The organism is Micromonospora sp. NPDC050795, from assembly GCF_044456785.1.
GTDB lineage: Bacteria > Actinomycetota > Actinomycetes > Mycobacteriales > Micromonosporaceae > Micromonospora.
On record NZ_JBITGE010000010.1, the window covers coordinates 66,473 to 83,263 of the forward strand.

General features: G+C 72.7%; 12 protein-coding genes. 9 read left to right on the top strand and 3 right to left on the bottom strand.

Annotated elements, in window-relative coordinates; all coding sequences use genetic code 11:
• Nucleotides 1-9: 9 nt before the first annotated feature.
• From ACIBEF_RS11355 to ACIBEF_RS11365, 3 genes are read right to left on the bottom strand one after another with little or no spacing between them, the layout of a single operon-like run.
• Complete coding sequence (locus tag ACIBEF_RS11355; RefSeq protein WP_396793214.1) at nt 10-1,110, bottom strand: carboxymuconolactone decarboxylase family protein; 1,101 nt, start codon at nt 1,108-1,110, stop codon at nt 10-12.
• A gap of 60 nt (nt 1,111-1,170) precedes the next feature.
• The gene (locus ACIBEF_RS11360) at nt 1,171-2,805 is read right to left on the bottom strand and encodes a GMC family oxidoreductase N-terminal domain-containing protein (protein ID WP_396793216.1); all 1,635 of its coding nucleotides are present in this window, start codon (nt 2,803-2,805) and stop codon (nt 1,171-1,173) included.
• Nucleotides 2,802-3,371, bottom strand: a complete 570-nt coding sequence (locus ACIBEF_RS11365) for a DUF5987 family protein (protein WP_357196735.1) — start codon at nt 3,369-3,371, stop codon at nt 2,802-2,804. The genes ACIBEF_RS11360 and ACIBEF_RS11365 overlap by 4 nt, the downstream gene beginning before the upstream one ends.
• 375 nt (nt 3,372-3,746) lie before the next feature.
• Here ACIBEF_RS11365 and ACIBEF_RS11370 point away from each other — a divergent pair, with 375 nt between their 5' ends.
• The 9 genes from ACIBEF_RS11370 to ACIBEF_RS11410 all read left to right on the top strand — a co-directional run bounded on the left by ACIBEF_RS11370 (nt 3,747) and on the right by ACIBEF_RS11410 (nt 16,653).
• Nucleotides 3,747-4,811: a carboxymuconolactone decarboxylase family protein gene (locus ACIBEF_RS11370; protein WP_396793218.1), complete on the top strand. Its 1,065-nt coding sequence runs from the start codon at nt 3,747-3,749 to the stop codon at nt 4,809-4,811.
• Between the two features lie 256 nt (nt 4,812-5,067).
• On the top strand, nt 5,068-5,646 hold the full coding sequence (locus ACIBEF_RS11375) for a hypothetical protein (protein ID WP_396793220.1): 579 nt from the start codon (nt 5,068-5,070) through the stop codon (nt 5,644-5,646).
• Nucleotides 5,643-6,215, top strand: a complete 573-nt coding sequence (locus ACIBEF_RS11380) for a copper resistance CopC family protein (RefSeq protein ID WP_396793222.1) — start codon at nt 5,643-5,645, stop codon at nt 6,213-6,215. The genes ACIBEF_RS11375 and ACIBEF_RS11380 overlap by 4 nt, the downstream gene beginning before the upstream one ends.
• Nucleotides 6,216-6,318: 103 nt before the next feature.
• Nucleotides 6,319-7,311, top strand: a complete 993-nt coding sequence (locus ACIBEF_RS11385) for a DUF1702 family protein (RefSeq protein WP_396793223.1) — start codon at nt 6,319-6,321, stop codon at nt 7,309-7,311.
• 146 nt (nt 7,312-7,457) lie between these two features.
• Nucleotides 7,458-8,426, top strand: coding sequence for a DUF1702 family protein (locus tag ACIBEF_RS11390; RefSeq protein WP_396793224.1), 969 nt, complete (start codon nt 7,458-7,460; stop codon nt 8,424-8,426).
• A 75-nt stretch (nt 8,427-8,501) separates the two neighbouring features.
• Nucleotides 8,502-14,300 carry a type I polyketide synthase gene (locus ACIBEF_RS11395; RefSeq protein ID WP_396793225.1) on the top strand — a complete coding sequence of 1,933 codons (5,799 nt, stop codon included), beginning with the start codon at nt 8,502-8,504 and terminating at the stop codon, nt 14,298-14,300.
• 5 nt (nt 14,301-14,305) lie between these two features.
• Nucleotides 14,306-14,746, top strand: coding sequence for an acyl-CoA thioesterase (locus ACIBEF_RS11400; RefSeq protein ID WP_396793227.1), 441 nt, complete (start codon nt 14,306-14,308; stop codon nt 14,744-14,746).
• Nucleotides 14,747-14,767: 21 nt separating this feature from the next.
• Nucleotides 14,768-15,301: a flavin reductase family protein gene (locus tag ACIBEF_RS11405; RefSeq protein ID WP_396793229.1), complete on the top strand. Its 534-nt coding sequence runs from the start codon at nt 14,768-14,770 to the stop codon at nt 15,299-15,301.
• Nucleotides 15,298-16,653 carry a cytochrome P450 gene (locus ACIBEF_RS11410; protein ID WP_396793231.1) on the top strand — a complete coding sequence of 452 codons (1,356 nt, stop codon included), beginning with the start codon at nt 15,298-15,300 and terminating at the stop codon, nt 16,651-16,653. The genes ACIBEF_RS11405 and ACIBEF_RS11410 overlap by 4 nt, the downstream gene beginning before the upstream one ends.
• Nucleotides 16,654-16,791 lie beyond the last annotated feature (138 nt).

Consider the following 16,791-nt stretch of genomic DNA (forward strand, 5'->3'; position numbering starts at 1 on the left):
CCCCCAGGATCAACCGATGGTGCGCCGGCTCCAGCCCGCCGTCGGGGCCGGCGCCACGCGAAGGGCGCGCGCGCCCAGGTAACGGGCGGCGGTGAGGCTCGACCAGGCGGCCAGTTCGACGAGGCCGCGGTCGTCGTACCCCCGGGCGCGTACCCGGTCGACATCGGCGGCGGTGACCCGGTAGGAGGCGAACGCCACCAGCAACGCCAGACGCCCCGCCGGGCGGTCCGACTCCGGCAGGCCCGCGACGCACTCGTCGAGCCAACGGAGTCGCAGGGCGGCCGGGCGCGCGTCCAGGCCGGACGGGGGCGCGCCAAGGCGAGGGAGTTGCGCCGTCAACAGCCGGCGTACCGGTGCCGGGACGCTGCGTTCGCCCGCCGCGTCGACCACCGCCGCGGAACGCGCGAACGCCGCCACCAGGTGCGGCCGGTCGCCGGTCCAGGACAGGTCCGGCGGCACCGTCGCCGGGGGCAGCAGGCCCGGGGACTCACCCGGGACCACGGTCCTGCCAGCCAGGCCGGCCAGGATCCGGGCCGCGCCCCGGCGCAGCACCGCCGCGACCGGGCCGGGCACCGGCGGCAGGGGCGAGTCCGGCAGGAAGACGTTGACCATCCGGTTCAGGTAGTGGAAGACCACCGCGACGCCGACGAGTTCGGGACCGTGCTCGGCCGGGAACGGCGGCGGCCCGCCGTGGGCGGCCCAGCCGGCCAGCTCACGCAGCCGCGGGTCCCGCAGGTCGGCCAACTGCCCGGTCAGCATGGCGGCGGCGTCCGGGCCGCTCAGCAGACCGGCGAGGGTGCCACCGTGCACGTCCACGCAGTACGGGCAACGGTTGGCCTGGGAAACCCCGGCGGCCACCACCTCCCGGGCCTCCCGGCCCGTCCGTCCGGATGCCAACAGCGCCTCGCGCAGCATGGTCCACGCCGCCGCGAGCACGACCGGAGAGGCCGCGTGCAGCGCCACCGGCGGTGCGAGCATCCCGAAGTCCCGTTCGATCTGCTGGTACACGGCCGCCACCGGGCCGTCGGCCCGGCTCGGCGCGACTGGCGTGACGTGCCGGAGTTGCAACGCCGTGGCGGGTCGAGCGACCCTCGCGATGATCTTTCGCACCGATTCTCCCTCGGAAGAACAGGCGCCGGCCGGCGCACGGGCCGGCCGACGCCCGACTGTTCAGCGGGTGAACACCGCCCGGCGGCCGGCGGTCTCGCCGTCCGGCGATGGTGCCCCGTAGGTGACGGAGACCCCCCGCTCCTGCGCGGCCCGAATGATGCCCGGCATGGCGCGTTCGGCCAGGGCGGCGATCGTGAACGCCGGGTTCACCGTGAGCGCACCGGGGACCGCCGATCCGTCGGTGACGAAGATCCCGGGATGTCCGCGAAGCTCGTGCCGGTCGTCCAGCGCCGAGGTGGCCGGGTCGTCGCCGATCCGGCAGGACGCCAACGGGTGCACCGTGTACGCGCCGACCAGGTCGTTCGTCCACGGCTCGACCCGGGCCAGCCCGTCGCGTTCCAGGATGTCCTTGATGTCGGCGTCGGCCAGTGACCAGCCCCGCCGGGTGTTCGCGGTGGGCTTGTAGCTGAGCGGACCGTGCCCCAGCATCTGCTGGGAAAAGCGGTGCGCGTTGCCGGTCTCCGGTGGCGGCCCGAAGACACCCTCGTTGTCGTCCTCGGACATGATGAAGATCGTCAGCCAGGACTGCCAGCGGCGCAGCATCTCCTTCTTGTCCACCCCGAACCAGGTCGGGCCGCTGGCGCCGGGCGCCTGCGCCAGGATGGTGCCCAGCCCCGGCGGGAAGTAGAGCTGCTCCAGTGAGTAGCGCTCGAACTCGGGCAGGTTGCCGTCGAGCCGGTCCCAGCTGGCCACCGTCGGGCCGCGCCCGATCTGGTACGCCTCGTAGGCCCGCCCGTCCGGTCGGGACAGCCCGAGCACGTCTCGGATGCGGTCCTCGTCGAAGACGGCGGTGTTCAGCCGCTCCCCGTTGCCGGAGAAGTAGCGGCCCACCGCGTGCGGCATGGTGCCCAGCCCGGGCTCCGACCGTTGCAGGATCACCGGTGTGGCACCGGCACCCGCCGCGACGATGACGAGCTTCGCGTCGATCGCACCTGCGTCGTGCAGGATCCGGTAGTCCTCGCCGTCCACGATCCGGTAGTGCACCCGGTAGCCGCCGTCGTCGTTACGGGAGATCTGCTGCACCTCGTGCAGCGGCCGGATCTCCGCGCCGTGGGCGAGCGCCGCCGGCAGGTAGTTCAGCAGCAGCGAGCGCTTGGCGTCGAACCGGCAGCCGGACATCATCCAGTTGCAGTTGGTGCACATGTTCACGTCGACGGCGGACGGCGCCGGGTTGGCGGTGCGCCCGGCGTGCCGACAGGCCGCGCCGAACAGGCCACCGGCGTACGGGATCTTGTCCCAGGTCTGCCGGGTGATCGGCAGTGCCTCGGCGACCCGGTCGTACCAGGGTTCGAGGGCGTCCCGGCTGATCGAGCTGGGCCACATCCGGCGGCCGATGCTGCCTTGTCGCTCGAAGACGAAGCGCGGCGCGCGCGGCATGGTGGCGAAGTAGACCACGCTTCCGCCGCCGACACAGTTGCCGCCGAGCACGCTCATGCCGTCGCCGACCACGAAGTCGAAGACCCGGGTGTACGACGAGCCGAGCAGGAAGTCGTGGTCGAACTCCTCGCCGCGCAGCCACGGGCCGCGCTCCAGGACGGTCACGCGGGCACCGCCCGCGGCGAGGTGGTACGCGGGGATGGCCCCGCCGAAGCCGCTGCCGATGATGAGAACGTCGGTCGATTCGATGCTGGTCATGCGGGGCTGCCCGTCGCCGTCGTGTCGGGGTGGAGGTCGGCCAGTTGCCGGCCGTAGGAGAAGGACTCGAACCGCCAGATGCCGTCGGCCTGCGGCTGTTCGTAGCCGATGGTGAGCAGCCCCGGGTGGCCGGCGGCCAGCGCGGCGGGAGTGCTGAGGTGGGCGGCGCTGTCGAAGGCCATGTTGCTGAACAGCGCCAGGCCCACCCACATCTGCTTTTCCGGGTGATCCGGCTGGGTGAGGTCGGCGACCAGGGCGGTGCGGTGGTCGAACGGCAGCGCCACGAACGGCGGCACCGTCGGGTCCAGCGTCAGGTCGCGGCCGGCCGCGTACTCCCGTGCGTGGTCGTTGAGGGAGAACACCAGGGAGTCCAGCCCTTCGGCCAGACCGCCGGCCGGGTTCTCGAGGAGCTCGACCGCACCGGCCGCCACCGCACCACCGCCGGCTGACACCCCGGCCACGCTGCGGTCCCCGGGAAACCGCTTCTCGCCGGGAATGATGGTGTCCGCGAACGCCTCAAGCACGAGGGTCCGATCAGGGTTGCGCTCGGATTCGTCGGGCTGCACCGCATCGTCTCCTGTCCGTGGTCGGCGCGCCGGTACGGGAAGTCCGCCTGCCGGACGCGCGACCGGAGGAGGTGCCCGCCGGGCCGGTCGGTGCCGTGGCCGTCGTGCCGGACCCGCGGCGGTGACCCACCGGCCACCGCTCACGGATCGCTTTCCCACATCCTGACGGCAGCACGACAGGGACCGCATCTTCGTCGTTGCGCTCGCACGGAACACCCCGAATCCGGAAAAAACCCCCGCGGTTCCGTGCGGGCTTCTCCGGTCGTGCGCTGGACCGTTCGTCGCCACTCCAACCGACCGCCGCCCGCTGATACTGACCGGGAACACGACGACGGACGGAGGACGGACATGGTCGCCGGGCGGGTAGCGTCCTCAATGGTGCGTCGGCAGGTCAGGTACGTTTCCCCGGTTTCCCCCGGGTCGGCCGACGGGCTGGTCGCCGAGGTGTACGCGCAGGTGGCCGACGAGATGCGACTCGTGGTGCCGCCCGCGTTGATGCACTCTCCGGCACCGGACGTGCTGGCCGCGTACTGGGCGCTGACACGGGAACCCCTGGTCACGGTGGGGCCGGTGGACCGGGCCACCAAGGAGGCGGTCGCCGCGGCGGTGTCGGTGGCGAACACCTGCCCGTACTGCGCGGACATGCACACCGTCGGCATGTACGACCTGTCCGGCGAGCACGCCGCCGAGGCGGTCGCCGGCGACCGGATGCAGGACATCACCGAGCCGGAGCTGCGCGCCGCGGCGGCGTGGGCGCGTACCGCGCACCAGTGCGACGACGCCGCGCCGCCGCCTGCCGGGCTGTCCCCGGCAGACCGCGCGGAACTGATCGGGGTGGTCGTCGCCTTTCATTACCTGACCCGCATGGTGAACGTGTTCCTGGCGAACTTCCTGCTGCCGCCGGGCCTGGCTCCGTGGTCCCGTCGCCGACTCAAGCAGGGGATCAGCCGGGTCCTGCGTCCCACCCTGCGGGAGCCGCGCGAGCCGGGCCGGGCCTCGGGCCTGCTGCCCGCCGCGCCGCTGCGCGCGGCCACCGCCTGGGCGGCGCCCCGGCCGGCGGTGGCCGCCGCGGTGGGCCGGGCCGACCAGGTCTTCCGCGCCGCCGGTGACCGCGCGCTCTCCCCGGAGGTACGCGACCTGGTCACCGCGCATCTCTCGGGGTGGCGGGGGAGGGACACCGGAATCAGCACCGACTGGTGCGAGCGCCTGATCGCCGACCTGGCACCGGCGGACCGGGCCGCCGCGCGATTGGCGCTGCTCACCGCGGTCGCCTCGTACCAGGTCGACGAGGAGGTGGTCCAGGAGTTCCGCCGCCACCACCCGGAGGACCGTTCGCTGGTCGACGCCGCGGCCTGGGCCGCCTGGTCGGCGGCTTCGCTGGTCGGCGCCCGGCAGGTGGCCGATCCGGTGACCGGACCACCGCCCCACCGCCACGGCTGACCACCGCCACGGCTGACCACCGCCCCAGCGTCACGGCTGACCACCGCGCCGCATCCGGACGTGCCACCCGGCCGCCGGGTGGCGCATCCGCGGGTGCAGAGCAAAGGCGGCGGACAGGGAAGCGGCGGCGGGCGAGGCGGGTCCGGCGCCAACTGAGCATTGTGGAAGTAAAACGATGCGCCGCGACCCGGAAGGGTGGGAGGGGATGCCGTCCGCAGGGCTCGGGCGGCGACCGCTACGGCGACTGGAGGTCAGGATGAGTGTTGATGCGGCGCGAACCGGGAGGGTCGGCCCGACCAACTGGTGGAACGGTGCCCACCACCGTACCGCGCTGAACCTGTTCATGGTCGTGGTGCTGGCGCACTGGGCCGAGCACCTCACGCAGGCGTTCCAGATCTGGGCGCTGGGCTGGCCCGTGCCGCAGGCGCGCGGAGTGCTCGGTCTGTACTTCCCCTGGCTGGTCACCTCCGAATGGCTGCACTACGCGTACGCGCTGGTGATGCTGGTCGGCCTGTGGCTGCTGCGCGGTGGTTTCGTGGGCCGGTCGCGCACCTGGTGGATGATCGCCTTCGGGATCCAGTTCTGGCACCACATCGAGCACCTGATGCTCTTCGTGCAGGCTCAGACCGGCACGTTCTTCTTCGGCCGTTCCGTTCCCACCAGCATGTTGCAGCTGGTCCTGCCCCGGGTCGAGCTCCACCTGTTCTACAACACCGTGGTGTTCCTGCCGATGGTGATCGCGATCATCCTGCACCTACGGCCCAACCGGGCCGAGTCCGCGCTGATGACCTGCAACTGCGCCCCACGGCTGACCGTGGCGCCCAGCATGCCGTGACGGCCCCGGAGGCAGCGCGTTCGAAGCCCGGGTCCCGCTGGTTCGGGTACCTGCTCGCCGTTGTGGTCTGCGCGGTGGTGGCGCTGGCCGCACTCACCGACAAGCCGACCGCCCGGGTCGCCGCGGTGACGCCGGCGGACGGCGCGACAGTGGCCGGTCCGCCGGCCGAGGTGGTGGTCACCTTCGAGGGCACGGTGCGAGCGAGGGAGTTCCATCTGGCCGTCGAGCCGGCCGGTCAGAGCCGTTCGATAGCGGCCGGCCCGGTGAAGCTGGAGGAGCAGCGGTTGGTGCTGCCCGTCAGTGTTCAGACCGCCGGGGCGTACCTGGCCGCGTACCACGTGCTGTTGACCGACGGACGGCAACTGAGCGGCACGACCCGGTTCACCGTGGCCGCTGCCGGGCCGCCCGTGTCGGTGGCCGCCGACGCCCCCGCGGTCGGGCCCGGTGGGCACCAACACGGTGCCGACGACCCGCTCAGCGTTGGCCTCCTCGTGCTGGACCTGCTGCTGGTCGTGGTCGTGGCCGTCGTGCTGCTGCGCCGGCCCCGCATCCGGGCGGGGCGACGCTGACGGTGACCCGGGAGCGCATGAACGAAGGCGCGCGAGACGCGGCCGGCGTACGACGATGGGTACGCCGGCCGCGGCACGTCGCCGGGCCGTGAGGAGGACGACGATGCCGACGACAGTGGGTTCGATACGGCGGCTGGTCCTGACGCCGTCACTGGCGGAGACGACCTTCGCCCGTCGCGGCTTCCCCGTGACGCCCGGCCCGGTAACCCGCCGCCTCGAGGCGATTCCGCAGGCGGTGATCTGCGGGTTCGAGTGGGGCATCGACATGCGCGACCAGTGGGAGCTGGAACGTCGTCTGGAACTGGTCGAACCGGAGATGCGCGGCTTCGCGTACGAGGGTGCGGCGATGGCGCTCACCGTCATCGACGCGATGCCGGGGCCACGCCGTCACCGAGCCCGGGAGCTGCTCGCTGGTCCGGGCCGCCCGCACACCTTCCTGACCTACATCGGCATCGGCTTCGCCATGGCCCGCCTGCCGCGCCCACTGTGGAAGGGCGTGCTGCCGGATCTGACCGGCACCCCCTACTACCCGACGATGAGTTGGCTGGCCGTCGACGGCTACGGCTTCGACCGGGCGTACTTCGAGACCGAGCGGTGGGTGACCCGGCAGGAGCTGCTGCCCGCGTACCCCTGGCAGGGGCGGGCGGACTACTTCCCGCGCGCCGTCGACCAGGGCATCGGCCGGGCGCTCTGGTTCATCCACGGGGCCGGCGCGGCGGACGTCGCCGCGGCGGTGCGGCGGTTCGCGCCCGCCCGGCAGGCGGACCTGTGGAGCGGTGTCGGCCTGGCGGCCACGTTCGCAGGCGGCGCCGACCTCGGCAGCCTGCGCTCGCTGGTGGACGCCGCCGGAGAGGACCACGCGCACCTGGCGCAGGGCGCGGTCTTCGCGGCGAAGGCCCGGCACTTCTCCGGTTTCCAGCCGGCGCACACCGAGGTCGCGCTGACGGCACTGGCCGGCATGTCGGTCGAGGCTGCCGCCGCCCTGGCCGACGACGTCGCGGTCGACAGCCTCGCCGACGACACCGAACCGGACTACGAAGTGTGGCGCCGCCGCATCCGCGCTCACTTCCCGGTGCCCGCGACGCGTGTGTCGTAGCGATTCCCGCTACCCGTTTTGGCGCCCATTTTCCGGGCGCTGCCCCTGCCTGCCCGAGGTCGGTGCAAAGCGCCGCAACAATGAAGAAGAATGTCATCGCCCGGGCTGCGAATATTGGCGACATATCTATTGCCCTGGGGGTGCTGATGAGAGCTTGGCGAAGGCTGCGACGGCGTGTCCTGACCCCGGACATCTCCCAGACGACGTGTGACGTCCGGGGCTTCCACGTCAAGGACGAAGCGACGCGCGAGCGCTTGGAGACCGTCGGCGGGTCCTTCCTCGCCGGCTTCGGTGAGGCCGCGGAGGCCCGCGTCGTGGCCGACGTCGTGGCCCCGCTGGAGCGGTTGGCACCCACCTGGCGCGGCTTCGCCTACGAAGGCGCGGCCATGGGCCTGAGCATCCGCGACGCGCTGCCCGGGCGGGGCGGGCGGGTGGCCGAGTTCCTCGCTGGGCCCGGTGACCCGCACGTCTACATGGCGTACGTCGGGGTGGGCTGGGCGATGGCCCGACTGCCCCGGTTCCTCTGGTCCCGGCTGCACGCGCCGGACCCACTGCTGCGCTGGCTGGTGCTGGACGGCTACGGCTTCCACCAGGCGTACTTCCGCACCGGACGCTACGTCGAGCAGCGCTACCGCGAGGAGACCTTCCCCTGGCCCGGCGACGACCCGGGCAGGTACGCGGTGCGTGCGATCGACCAGGGCGTCGGCCGGGCCTCCTGGTTCGTGGTCGGGGCCGATCCGGACCGGCTGGCCCGCCTGTTCGCCGGGTTTCCGGAGCGGCGTCGGGCGGACCTGTGGGCCGGTGCCGGGCTGGCCGCCACCTATGCCGGCGGCGCTGACGAGGCGGGGCTGGAGCGGCTGCGTGAGCTGTCCGGGTCGTACCGGGGCGACCTGGCCCAGGGGTCGGCCTTCGCGGCCGGGGCCCGGGTGCGCGCCGGCTTGACGGTGCCGCACAACGAGGTGGCCACCCGGGTGCTGTGCGGGTTGTCGACGCGGGACGCTTCGGCGGTCACCGACGACACCCGGATCGGGGTGGCCCCGGCGAACGGCTTCCCCGCGTACGAAGTGTGGCGGCAACGGATCAGGAACGCGCTCGTGCCGATTCGGAAAAATTGATTTGCTTCATTCACCGAAGACCGTGCGCGAATTGTTCCGTGCTGCGCCGGGCGTTTGAGGAAGGGCGTAGTCAGTATGACAAGAATCGCTGTGGTGGGCATGGCGTGCCGCTATCCCGACGCCACGTCTCCGCGGGAGTTGTGGGAGAACGCACTGGCTGGCCGGCGGGCCTTCCGGCGGCTGCCCGACGTGCGGTTGAAGCTGGACGACTACTGGGACGCCGATCCGAAGACCCCGGACCGGTTCTACTCGCGCAACGCGGCCGTCATCGAGGGGTACGAGTTCGACCGGGTGGCCTACAAGATCGCCGGCAGCACCTTCCGCTCCACGGACCTCACCCACTGGCTGGCGCTGGACGTCGCCGCCGCCGCGCTGGCCGACGCCGGCTTCCCGATGGCCGAAGGGCTGCCCCGGGAGCGGACCGGCGTGGTCATCGGCAACAGCCTCACCGGTGAGTTCTCCCGCGCGAATCAGCTCCGCCTCCGCTGGCCGTACGTGCGGCGGATGGTCGGCGCGGCGCTCAAGGAGCAGGACTGGGACGACGATCAGCTCGCCACCTTCCTGGACGGCTTCGAGGCCACCTTCAAGAGTCCGTTCCCGGAGGTCGACGAGGACACCCTGGCCGGCGCCCTGTCGAACACCATCGCCGGGCGGATCTGCAACCACTTCGACTTCAACGGTGGTGGCTACACCGTCGACGGTGCCTGCTCCTCGTCGCTGCTGTCGGTGGCCACCGCCTGCAAGACGCTGATCGACGGCGACGTGGACGTCGCGGTCGCCGGCGGCGTCGACCTTTCCATCGACCCGTTCGAGATCATCGGCTTCGCCAAGACCGGTGCGCTGGCCACCGGCGAGATGCGGGTCTACGACCGCTCCTCCAACGGCTTCTGGCCGGGCGAGGGCTGCGGCATGGTGGTGCTGATGCGGGAGGACGAGGCCCGCGCCGGAGGGCACCGCATCTACGCCTCGATCGCAGGCTGGGGCATCTCCTCCGACGGCAAGGGCGGCATCACCCGGCCCGAGATCAACGGCTACCAGCTGGCGCTGCGCCGCGCGTACGAGCGCACGGGCTTCGGCATCGAGACCGTCGGGCTGTTCGAGGGCCACGGCACCGGTACCAAGGTCGGCGACGCGACCGAGTTGGAGGCGCTGTCGCTCGCCCGCGCCGCGGCGGACCCGTCGGCCCCGCCGGCCGTGATCGGCTCGGTGAAGGGAATGATCGGTCATACCAAGGCGGCCGCCGGAGTGGCCGGCCTGATCAAGGCGGCGATGGCGGTGCACCAGGAGGTGCTGCCGCCCGCCATCGGCTGCGTGGACCCGCACCCGCTGATCAGCGAGGGCACTCCCGCGCTGCGGGCGCTGCGCCGGGCGGAGGCCTGGCCCGCGGACACACCGGTTCGCGCCGGGATCACCGCGATGGGGTTCGGCGGCATCAACACCCACATCGTCCTGGACAACTCCCGTTCACGCCGCCGGTCGACACTGGACACCCGGACGCGCGCGCTGGCCACCGGCCTCCAGGACGCCGAACTGCTGGTGGTCGACGCTCCCACTCCGAATGACCTGGTGCAGCGGCTGGACCAGCTGATCGAGTTCGTGCCGTCCCTGGCGTACGCCCAGCTCGCCGACCTGGCCGCGACCCTGCACGGTGAGCTGCGCGAGCAGCCCTTCCGGGCGGCCGTGGTCGTCTCCTCGCCCGAGGACGCCGAGCGGCGGCTGCGCAAGGTACGCGACTCGGTGGAGGCCGGGGAGACCCGGATGTTCTCCGCCGACGGCCGCTGCCTGCTCGGTCACGTCAGCGGGCCGGGACGGATCGGTTTCCTCTTTCCCGGCCAGGGCTCCGGACGGGGAGTCAGCGGCGGCGCGCTGCGTCGCCGGTTCGCCGAGGCGGAGGAGGTGTACCAGCGGGCGAACCTGCCCACCGGCGGCGACGTGGTGGCCACCGAGGTGGCCCAGCCGCGCATCGTCACCGGCTCCGCCGCGGGCCTGCGGGCGTTGACCACGCTCGGCATCGAGGCCGCCGTGGCGGTCGGTCACAGCCTGGGCGAGATCTCCGCGCTGCACTGGGCCGGCGCGATCGACGAGGCGGGCCTGCTGCGTATCGCCGCCGTGCGGGGCCAGACCATGGCCCGGCACAGCGCGTCCGGCACCATGGCCAGCCTCGGTGCCGCGCCGGAGGCCGTCGACCCGCTGATCGCCGACCTGCCGGTGGTGATCGCCGGCTACAACAGCCCCGACCACACCGTGATCGCCGGTGCGGAGGACGCGGTCAAGGCCGCGTGCCGGAGGGCGTCGGACGCGGGGCTGAACGCCTCCGTCCTGTCCGTCTCGCACGCGTTCCACTCACCGCTGGTGGCCCCGGCCGCCTCGGCGTTCGGTGCGGCGCTGGCCGACGAGCCGTTCCGGCCGCTGGACCGGCGGCTGGTCTCCACGGTCACCGGCGACGTGCTGCCGGCCGACACCGACGTGCCCGCCCTGCTGAGCCGCCAGATCACCGACCCGGTGCTGTTCACCCTGGCGGTCACCCTCGCCGCGAAGGACGTCGACCTGTTCGTCGAGGTCGGTCCGGGTCGGGTGCTGACCGGGCTGGCGTCCCGGACCACCGACGTACCAGCGGTCGCCCTGGACACCGACGAGGAGTCGATCGCCAGTCTGCTCAAGGTGGTCGGCGCGGCGTACGTGGTTGGTGCGGCACCGGTGGACAGCGGGCTGTTCCACGGCCGGCTGATCCGGCCGCTCCAGATCGGCCAGCGGTTCTCCTTCCTGGCCAGCCCGTGTGAGCAGGCACCGCCGCTACGGCTGCCGGAGGCCACCGCCGCGGCGGCGCTCACGCCGGCCGCCCGGCCCACCGAGCCGACGGTCACGGACCTGCTCGGCGAGTCCGCCGAGGAACAGCTGCGCCAGTTGGCCGCCGAGCGGGCGGAACTGCCGCTGGAAACGGTGCAGCCGGACAGCCACCTCCTGGACGACCTGCACCTCAGCTCGATCACCGTCGGCCAGGTGGTCAACGACCTCGCCCAGCGGATGGGTGTGCCGACCGCGGCGCTGCCCACCAACTTCGCCACGGCCACCGTCCGCGAGCTGGCCGAGGCGTTGGATGAGCTGGCCGGCACAGCGGGGCAGGCCGATTCGGTGACCGAGCCGTCGGTGGCCGGAGCCGCCGCCTGGGCCCGGCCCTGGCGGCTGGACCTGGACGAGCTGCCCGCGCCCGCGCGGGTGGCTCCCGAGGAGACCGGCCGGTGGCAGGTGCACGCCGCACCCGGACACCCCTGGGCCGACCGGTTGGCCACCGCCCTGCAGCGGGCGAACCTCGGCGACGGGGTGCTGGTCTGCCTGCCCGACCCCTGCCCGGAGGAGGCGCTCGACCTGGCGCTGACCGGGGCCCGAGAGGTGATTGGCGGTGCCCCTGGCACGCGGTACGTGCTGGTCCAGCACGGTCGCGGCGCGGCCGGCCTGGCCAAGACCCTCCGACTGGAGGCGCCCCGCGCCCGGGTCACCATCGTTCACCTTCCCGACGACGCGGCCGTGGTGGACCGAGTGGTGACCGAGGTGGCGGGCACCGCCGACTACCGCGAGGTGCACTACGACACCTCCGGCGTACGCCGGGTGCCGACGCTGCGCGCCATGCCGGTGCGTGCCGCCCGGCCCCGTCCCGCGCTCGGCGCGGACGACGTGCTGCTGGTCACCGGCGGCGGCAAGGGCATCACCGCCGAGTGCGCGCTCGCCATGGCCACCGACAGTGGGGCGAGCCTGGCCCTGCTCGGCCGTTCCGATCCGGCGTCCGACACCGAGCTGGCGGCCAACCTGGCCCGGATCGCCGAGGCCGGGGTGACGGTCCGCTACGCCCGCGCCGACATCACCGACACCGACCAGGTACGTCGTGCCGTCGCCGAACTCACCGCGCAGCTCGGCGCGGTCACCGCGGTCCTGCACGGTGCCGGCCGTAACGAGCCCGCCTCACTGGCCAGGCTGGACCTGGCAGACTTCCGGGCCACGCTCGCGCCGAAGATCGACGGCCTGAAGGCCACCCTGGAAGCGGTCGACCCGGACCGGCTCAAGCTGCTGGTGACCCTGGGCAGCATCATCGGCCGCGCCGGACTGCGCGGCGAGGCGCACTACGCCACCGCCAACGACTGGCTGGCCGAGACCACCGAGGAGTTCGGCCGACGGCACCCGGGATGCCGGGCTGTCTGCCTCGAGTGGTCGGTCTGGTCGGGTGTCGGCATGGGCGAACGGCTCTCCGTGATCGAGTCCCTCACCCGCGACGGGGTCACCCCGGTCACGCCGGACCAGGGCATCGCGATCCTGCGCCGGCTGCTGGCCGACCCGGACGCGCCCGGCACGGTGGTGATCAGCGGCCGCACCGAGGGCATCGACACGGTCCGCTACGACCTGCCGGAGCTGCCGCTGCTGCGGTTCGTGGAACGGCCGTTGATCCGGTACCACGGCGTGGAGCTGGTCACCGAGGTCGACCTCAACGTCGGCACCGACCTCTACCTGGCCGACCACCTCCTCGACGGCAACCTGCTCTTCCCGGCGGTGTTCGGCATGGAGGCGATGGCCCAGGTGGCCGGTGCGGTCACCGGCGACGGACGGGTGCCGGTCATCGAGCGGGCCGAGTTCCTCCGGCCGATCATCGTCCCGCCGTACGGCCGCAGCCGGATCCGGGTGGCCGCGACGGTGACCGACGACGACACCGTCCAGGTCGCCATCCGCAGCGAGGAGACGGGCTTCGCCGCCGATCACTTCACCGCGACGATGCGTTTCACCGACACTGTGGCCCCCGACGGGCCGCCCGACCAGGTCTGCGACGAGATCGCCCCGGTGTCGATGTCACCGGCCGACGATCTGTACGGCGACGTGCTGTTCCAGGGTGACCGGTTCCAGCGGCTGCGCCGCTACCGGCGGGCTGCCGCCCGCCACGTCGACGTCGAGGTGGAGGCAGTCGACAACGTCGACTGGTTCGCCCGGTTCGTGCCAGACCGCCTGCTGCTCGGTGACCCCGGTGTGCGGGACGCGCTGATGCACGGCAACCAGGTCTGCGTGCCGGACGCCACGCTGCTGCCGACCGGGGTGGAGCGGATCCACCCGGCGGGGGAGAAGCTGACCGGCCGGGGTGAGCTGCGCTACTGCGCCACCGAGCGTAGCCGCGACGGCGACACCTACGTCTACGACGTCGTCCTGCGGACCACCGCCGGCGAGGTCGTGGAGCGCTGGGAGGGACTGCGGCTGCGTGCCGTGCGCAAGCAGGACGGTCGCGGCCCCTGGGTGGCGCCGCTACTCGGGCCGTACCTGGAGCGGGCGCTGGGCGACGTCCTCGGCGCGCAGGTGGCCGTGGCGGTCGAGCCGGACGGCCCGACCGAGCCGGTCGACCAGCCGGGCGGCCACCTGGCCGTGCGGCGGGCCCGGTCGCGGATCGCGGCGCGGCGTTCAACCGGCGAGCCGGTCGAGGTGACCTACCGCCCGGACGGCCGCCCGGAGATCGCGGGCGGGCGGACGCTGTCCGTGGCGCACGGCGCGCGGCTGACCCTGGCGGTGACCGCGACCGGGGCCCTCGGTTGCGACGTCGAAACGGTGCTCCACCGCGACGACACGGTGTGGGACGGCCTGCTCGGCGAGCACGCCGGCCTGGCCCGGCTCGTCGCCGCGGACACCGGTGAGAACGCCGACACGGCCGCGACGCGGGTCTGGACGGCGCTGGAGTGTGTGCAGAAGTCCGGCGGCCAGCCCGGCGGACCGCTGACCCTGCTGCCCTCGCCGCGTCCCGGCTGGACGGTGTTCGGGGCCGGCGAGCTGCGGGTGGCGGCCTTCGTCACCGCGGTGCGCGGCGTCGACGAGCCGGTGGTGTTCGCGATCCTCACCGAGGGGAGGTGACGACGGTGGAGCGCTGGTTCGAGTACCGGCACACGGTCGGGTTCGAAGAGACCAACCTCGTCGGCAACGTCTACTACGTCAACTACCTGCGGTGGCAGGGGCGGTGCCGGGAGATGTTCCTCAAGGAGAAGGCACCGGCGGTCCTGGACGACCTCCGGGTGGATCTCAAGCTGTTCACACTGCGGGTCGATTGCGAGTTCTTCGCCGAGATCACCGCCTTCGACGAGCTGGCCGTCCGGATGCATCTGCGTGAGCTGGCGCAGACCCAGGTCGAGTTCGGCTTCGACTACGTCCGGCTGGACGCCGGCGGCGGCGAACTCCTCGTCGCCCGCGGCTCGCAGCGCGTGGCGTGCATGCGCGGCCCCAACACCCGCACCGTCCCCACCCGGGTGCCCGAGGCGTTGGAGGCCGCGCTCAAGCCGTACGCCGTGGGCGTACGGGCCTGACCGGCGACCCCAGGAGTCACTGTGACTGCTCATCCCCAACCCACCGGCCTGGTGACCGACTCGAAGACACTCCGTTGGGCACTCGCCGCCTTCGCCACCGGCGTCACGGTGGTCACCGTAGGCGGCCCGACCCCGCACGGCATGACGGCCAACTCATTCACCGCGGTCTCCCTGGACCCGCCGCTGGCCCTGGTCTGTGTCGGCCGGGACGCGATGATGCACGGCGCACTGACCGAGGCCGGGCAGTTCGGGGTCTCGGTGCTCGCCGCGGCGCAGGAGCCGGTGGCCCGCTACTTCGCCGACCGGCGCCGGCCGCTGGGCCGGGAGCAGTTCGAGTTCGCCGAGTGGCAGCCCGGCACCCGGACCGGCTCGCCGCTGCTGGTCGGCGCGATCGCGCACTTCGAGTGCGAGTTGTGGCAGGCGTACGACGGCGGGGACCACAGCATCTTCATCGGCCGGCTGGTGGCGCTGGACCGCAACGCCGACGATGCGCTGGTCTTCGTCGACGGTCAGTTCCGCCAGTTGGAGCATGCGCGTAGTGGGGCCACGACGTGAGCGTCGCGACGCGGGCCCGCCGGACGCCGCCAGGTCCGCCGCGCCTCGCGGCGCTACGCATGCTGATGGTGATGAATCGCGACCGGCTGGGAATGATGACCTCGGCCGCGCAACGGTACGGCGACGCGGCGCGCCTGCCCGTCGGCCCGAAGAGCCTGTACTTCTTCAACCACCCGGACCACGCCAAGCACGTGCTGGCCGACAACGCCGCCAACTACCACAAGGGCATCGGGTTGGTGCACGCCCGGCGGGCGCTCGGCGACGGGTTGCTCACCAGCGAGGGTGAGCTGTGGCGCAAGCAGCGCACGGTGATTCAGCCGGCGTTCCAGAGCCGGCGGATCGCCGCCCAGGCCGGTCAGGTGGCGGAGGAGGCCGCGGCCCTGGTCGAGCGGCTCCGCCGCCGAGCCGGCGACGTCGTCGACATGTCGGACGAGATGACCTCGCTGACGTTGGGGGTGCTGGGCCGTACTCTGCTCGACACCGACCTGGGCCGGTTCCCGACCATCGGCGGTGACTTCGCCGCCGTGCAGGACCAGGCGATGTTCGAACTGGCGACGTTGAGCGCGGTGCCGCCGGTGCTCCCGCTGCCCCGGCAGCTGCGGTTCCGGCAGTCCCGGCGGCGGCTGGAGGGAATCGTCGATCAGTTGGTGGCTGAGCGCGGCAGTGCCGACGACGACCGGGCGGACGTGCTGTCCCGGCTGATCGCCTCCGCCGGCCGGGAGCGGGATCCGCGCATCGGGCGCGCCCGGCTCCGCGACGAACTGGTCACCCTGCTGCTCGCCGGCCACGAGACGACCGCCAGCACGCTGAGCTGGACCCTGTACCTGCTCGACCGGCACCCCGAGGTACGCGAACGGCTGCGCGCCGAGGTGGTCTCGGTGCTCGGCGACCGGCTGCCCACCATGGACGACCTGGGCCGGCTGCGCTACACCTCGATGGTGCTGGAGGAGGTGATGCGCCTCTACCCGCCGGTGTGGCTGCTGCCGCGCAAGGCCCTGGCCGAGGACGAGGTGGGCGGCTACCACGTCCCCGCCGGCGCGGACGTGCTCATCTGCACGTACACCCTGCACCGGAACCCGCGGTTCTGGGACGACCCGGAGCGGTTCGACCCGGAGCGGTTCGACCCGGCCCGTTCCGTCGACCGACCCCGGTACGCGTACATTCCGTTCGGCGCGGGGCCCCGTTTCTGCGTGGGCAATCACCTGGGTCTGATGGAGGCCACCTTCGCCACCGCGTTGCTGGTGCGGGATCTGCGCCTGACCCGTCCGGCGGGTCGCCCGGTGGTGCCTGAGCCGATGCTGTCGCTGCGGGTGCGCGGCGGCCTGCACATGCGCGTCGGCCTGCCCGACTGATAGTGCTCCGCCACCGTCCCCGCCCGGTCCGCCGGGCGGGGACGGTGCCGTCCACGACTGTTTCCGGGCACTTTCCTGCCGAGTCGGAATCGTTGTGAGCAGTGGCACTCGCCGCTTTCGAAAAACATTTCTTCATCC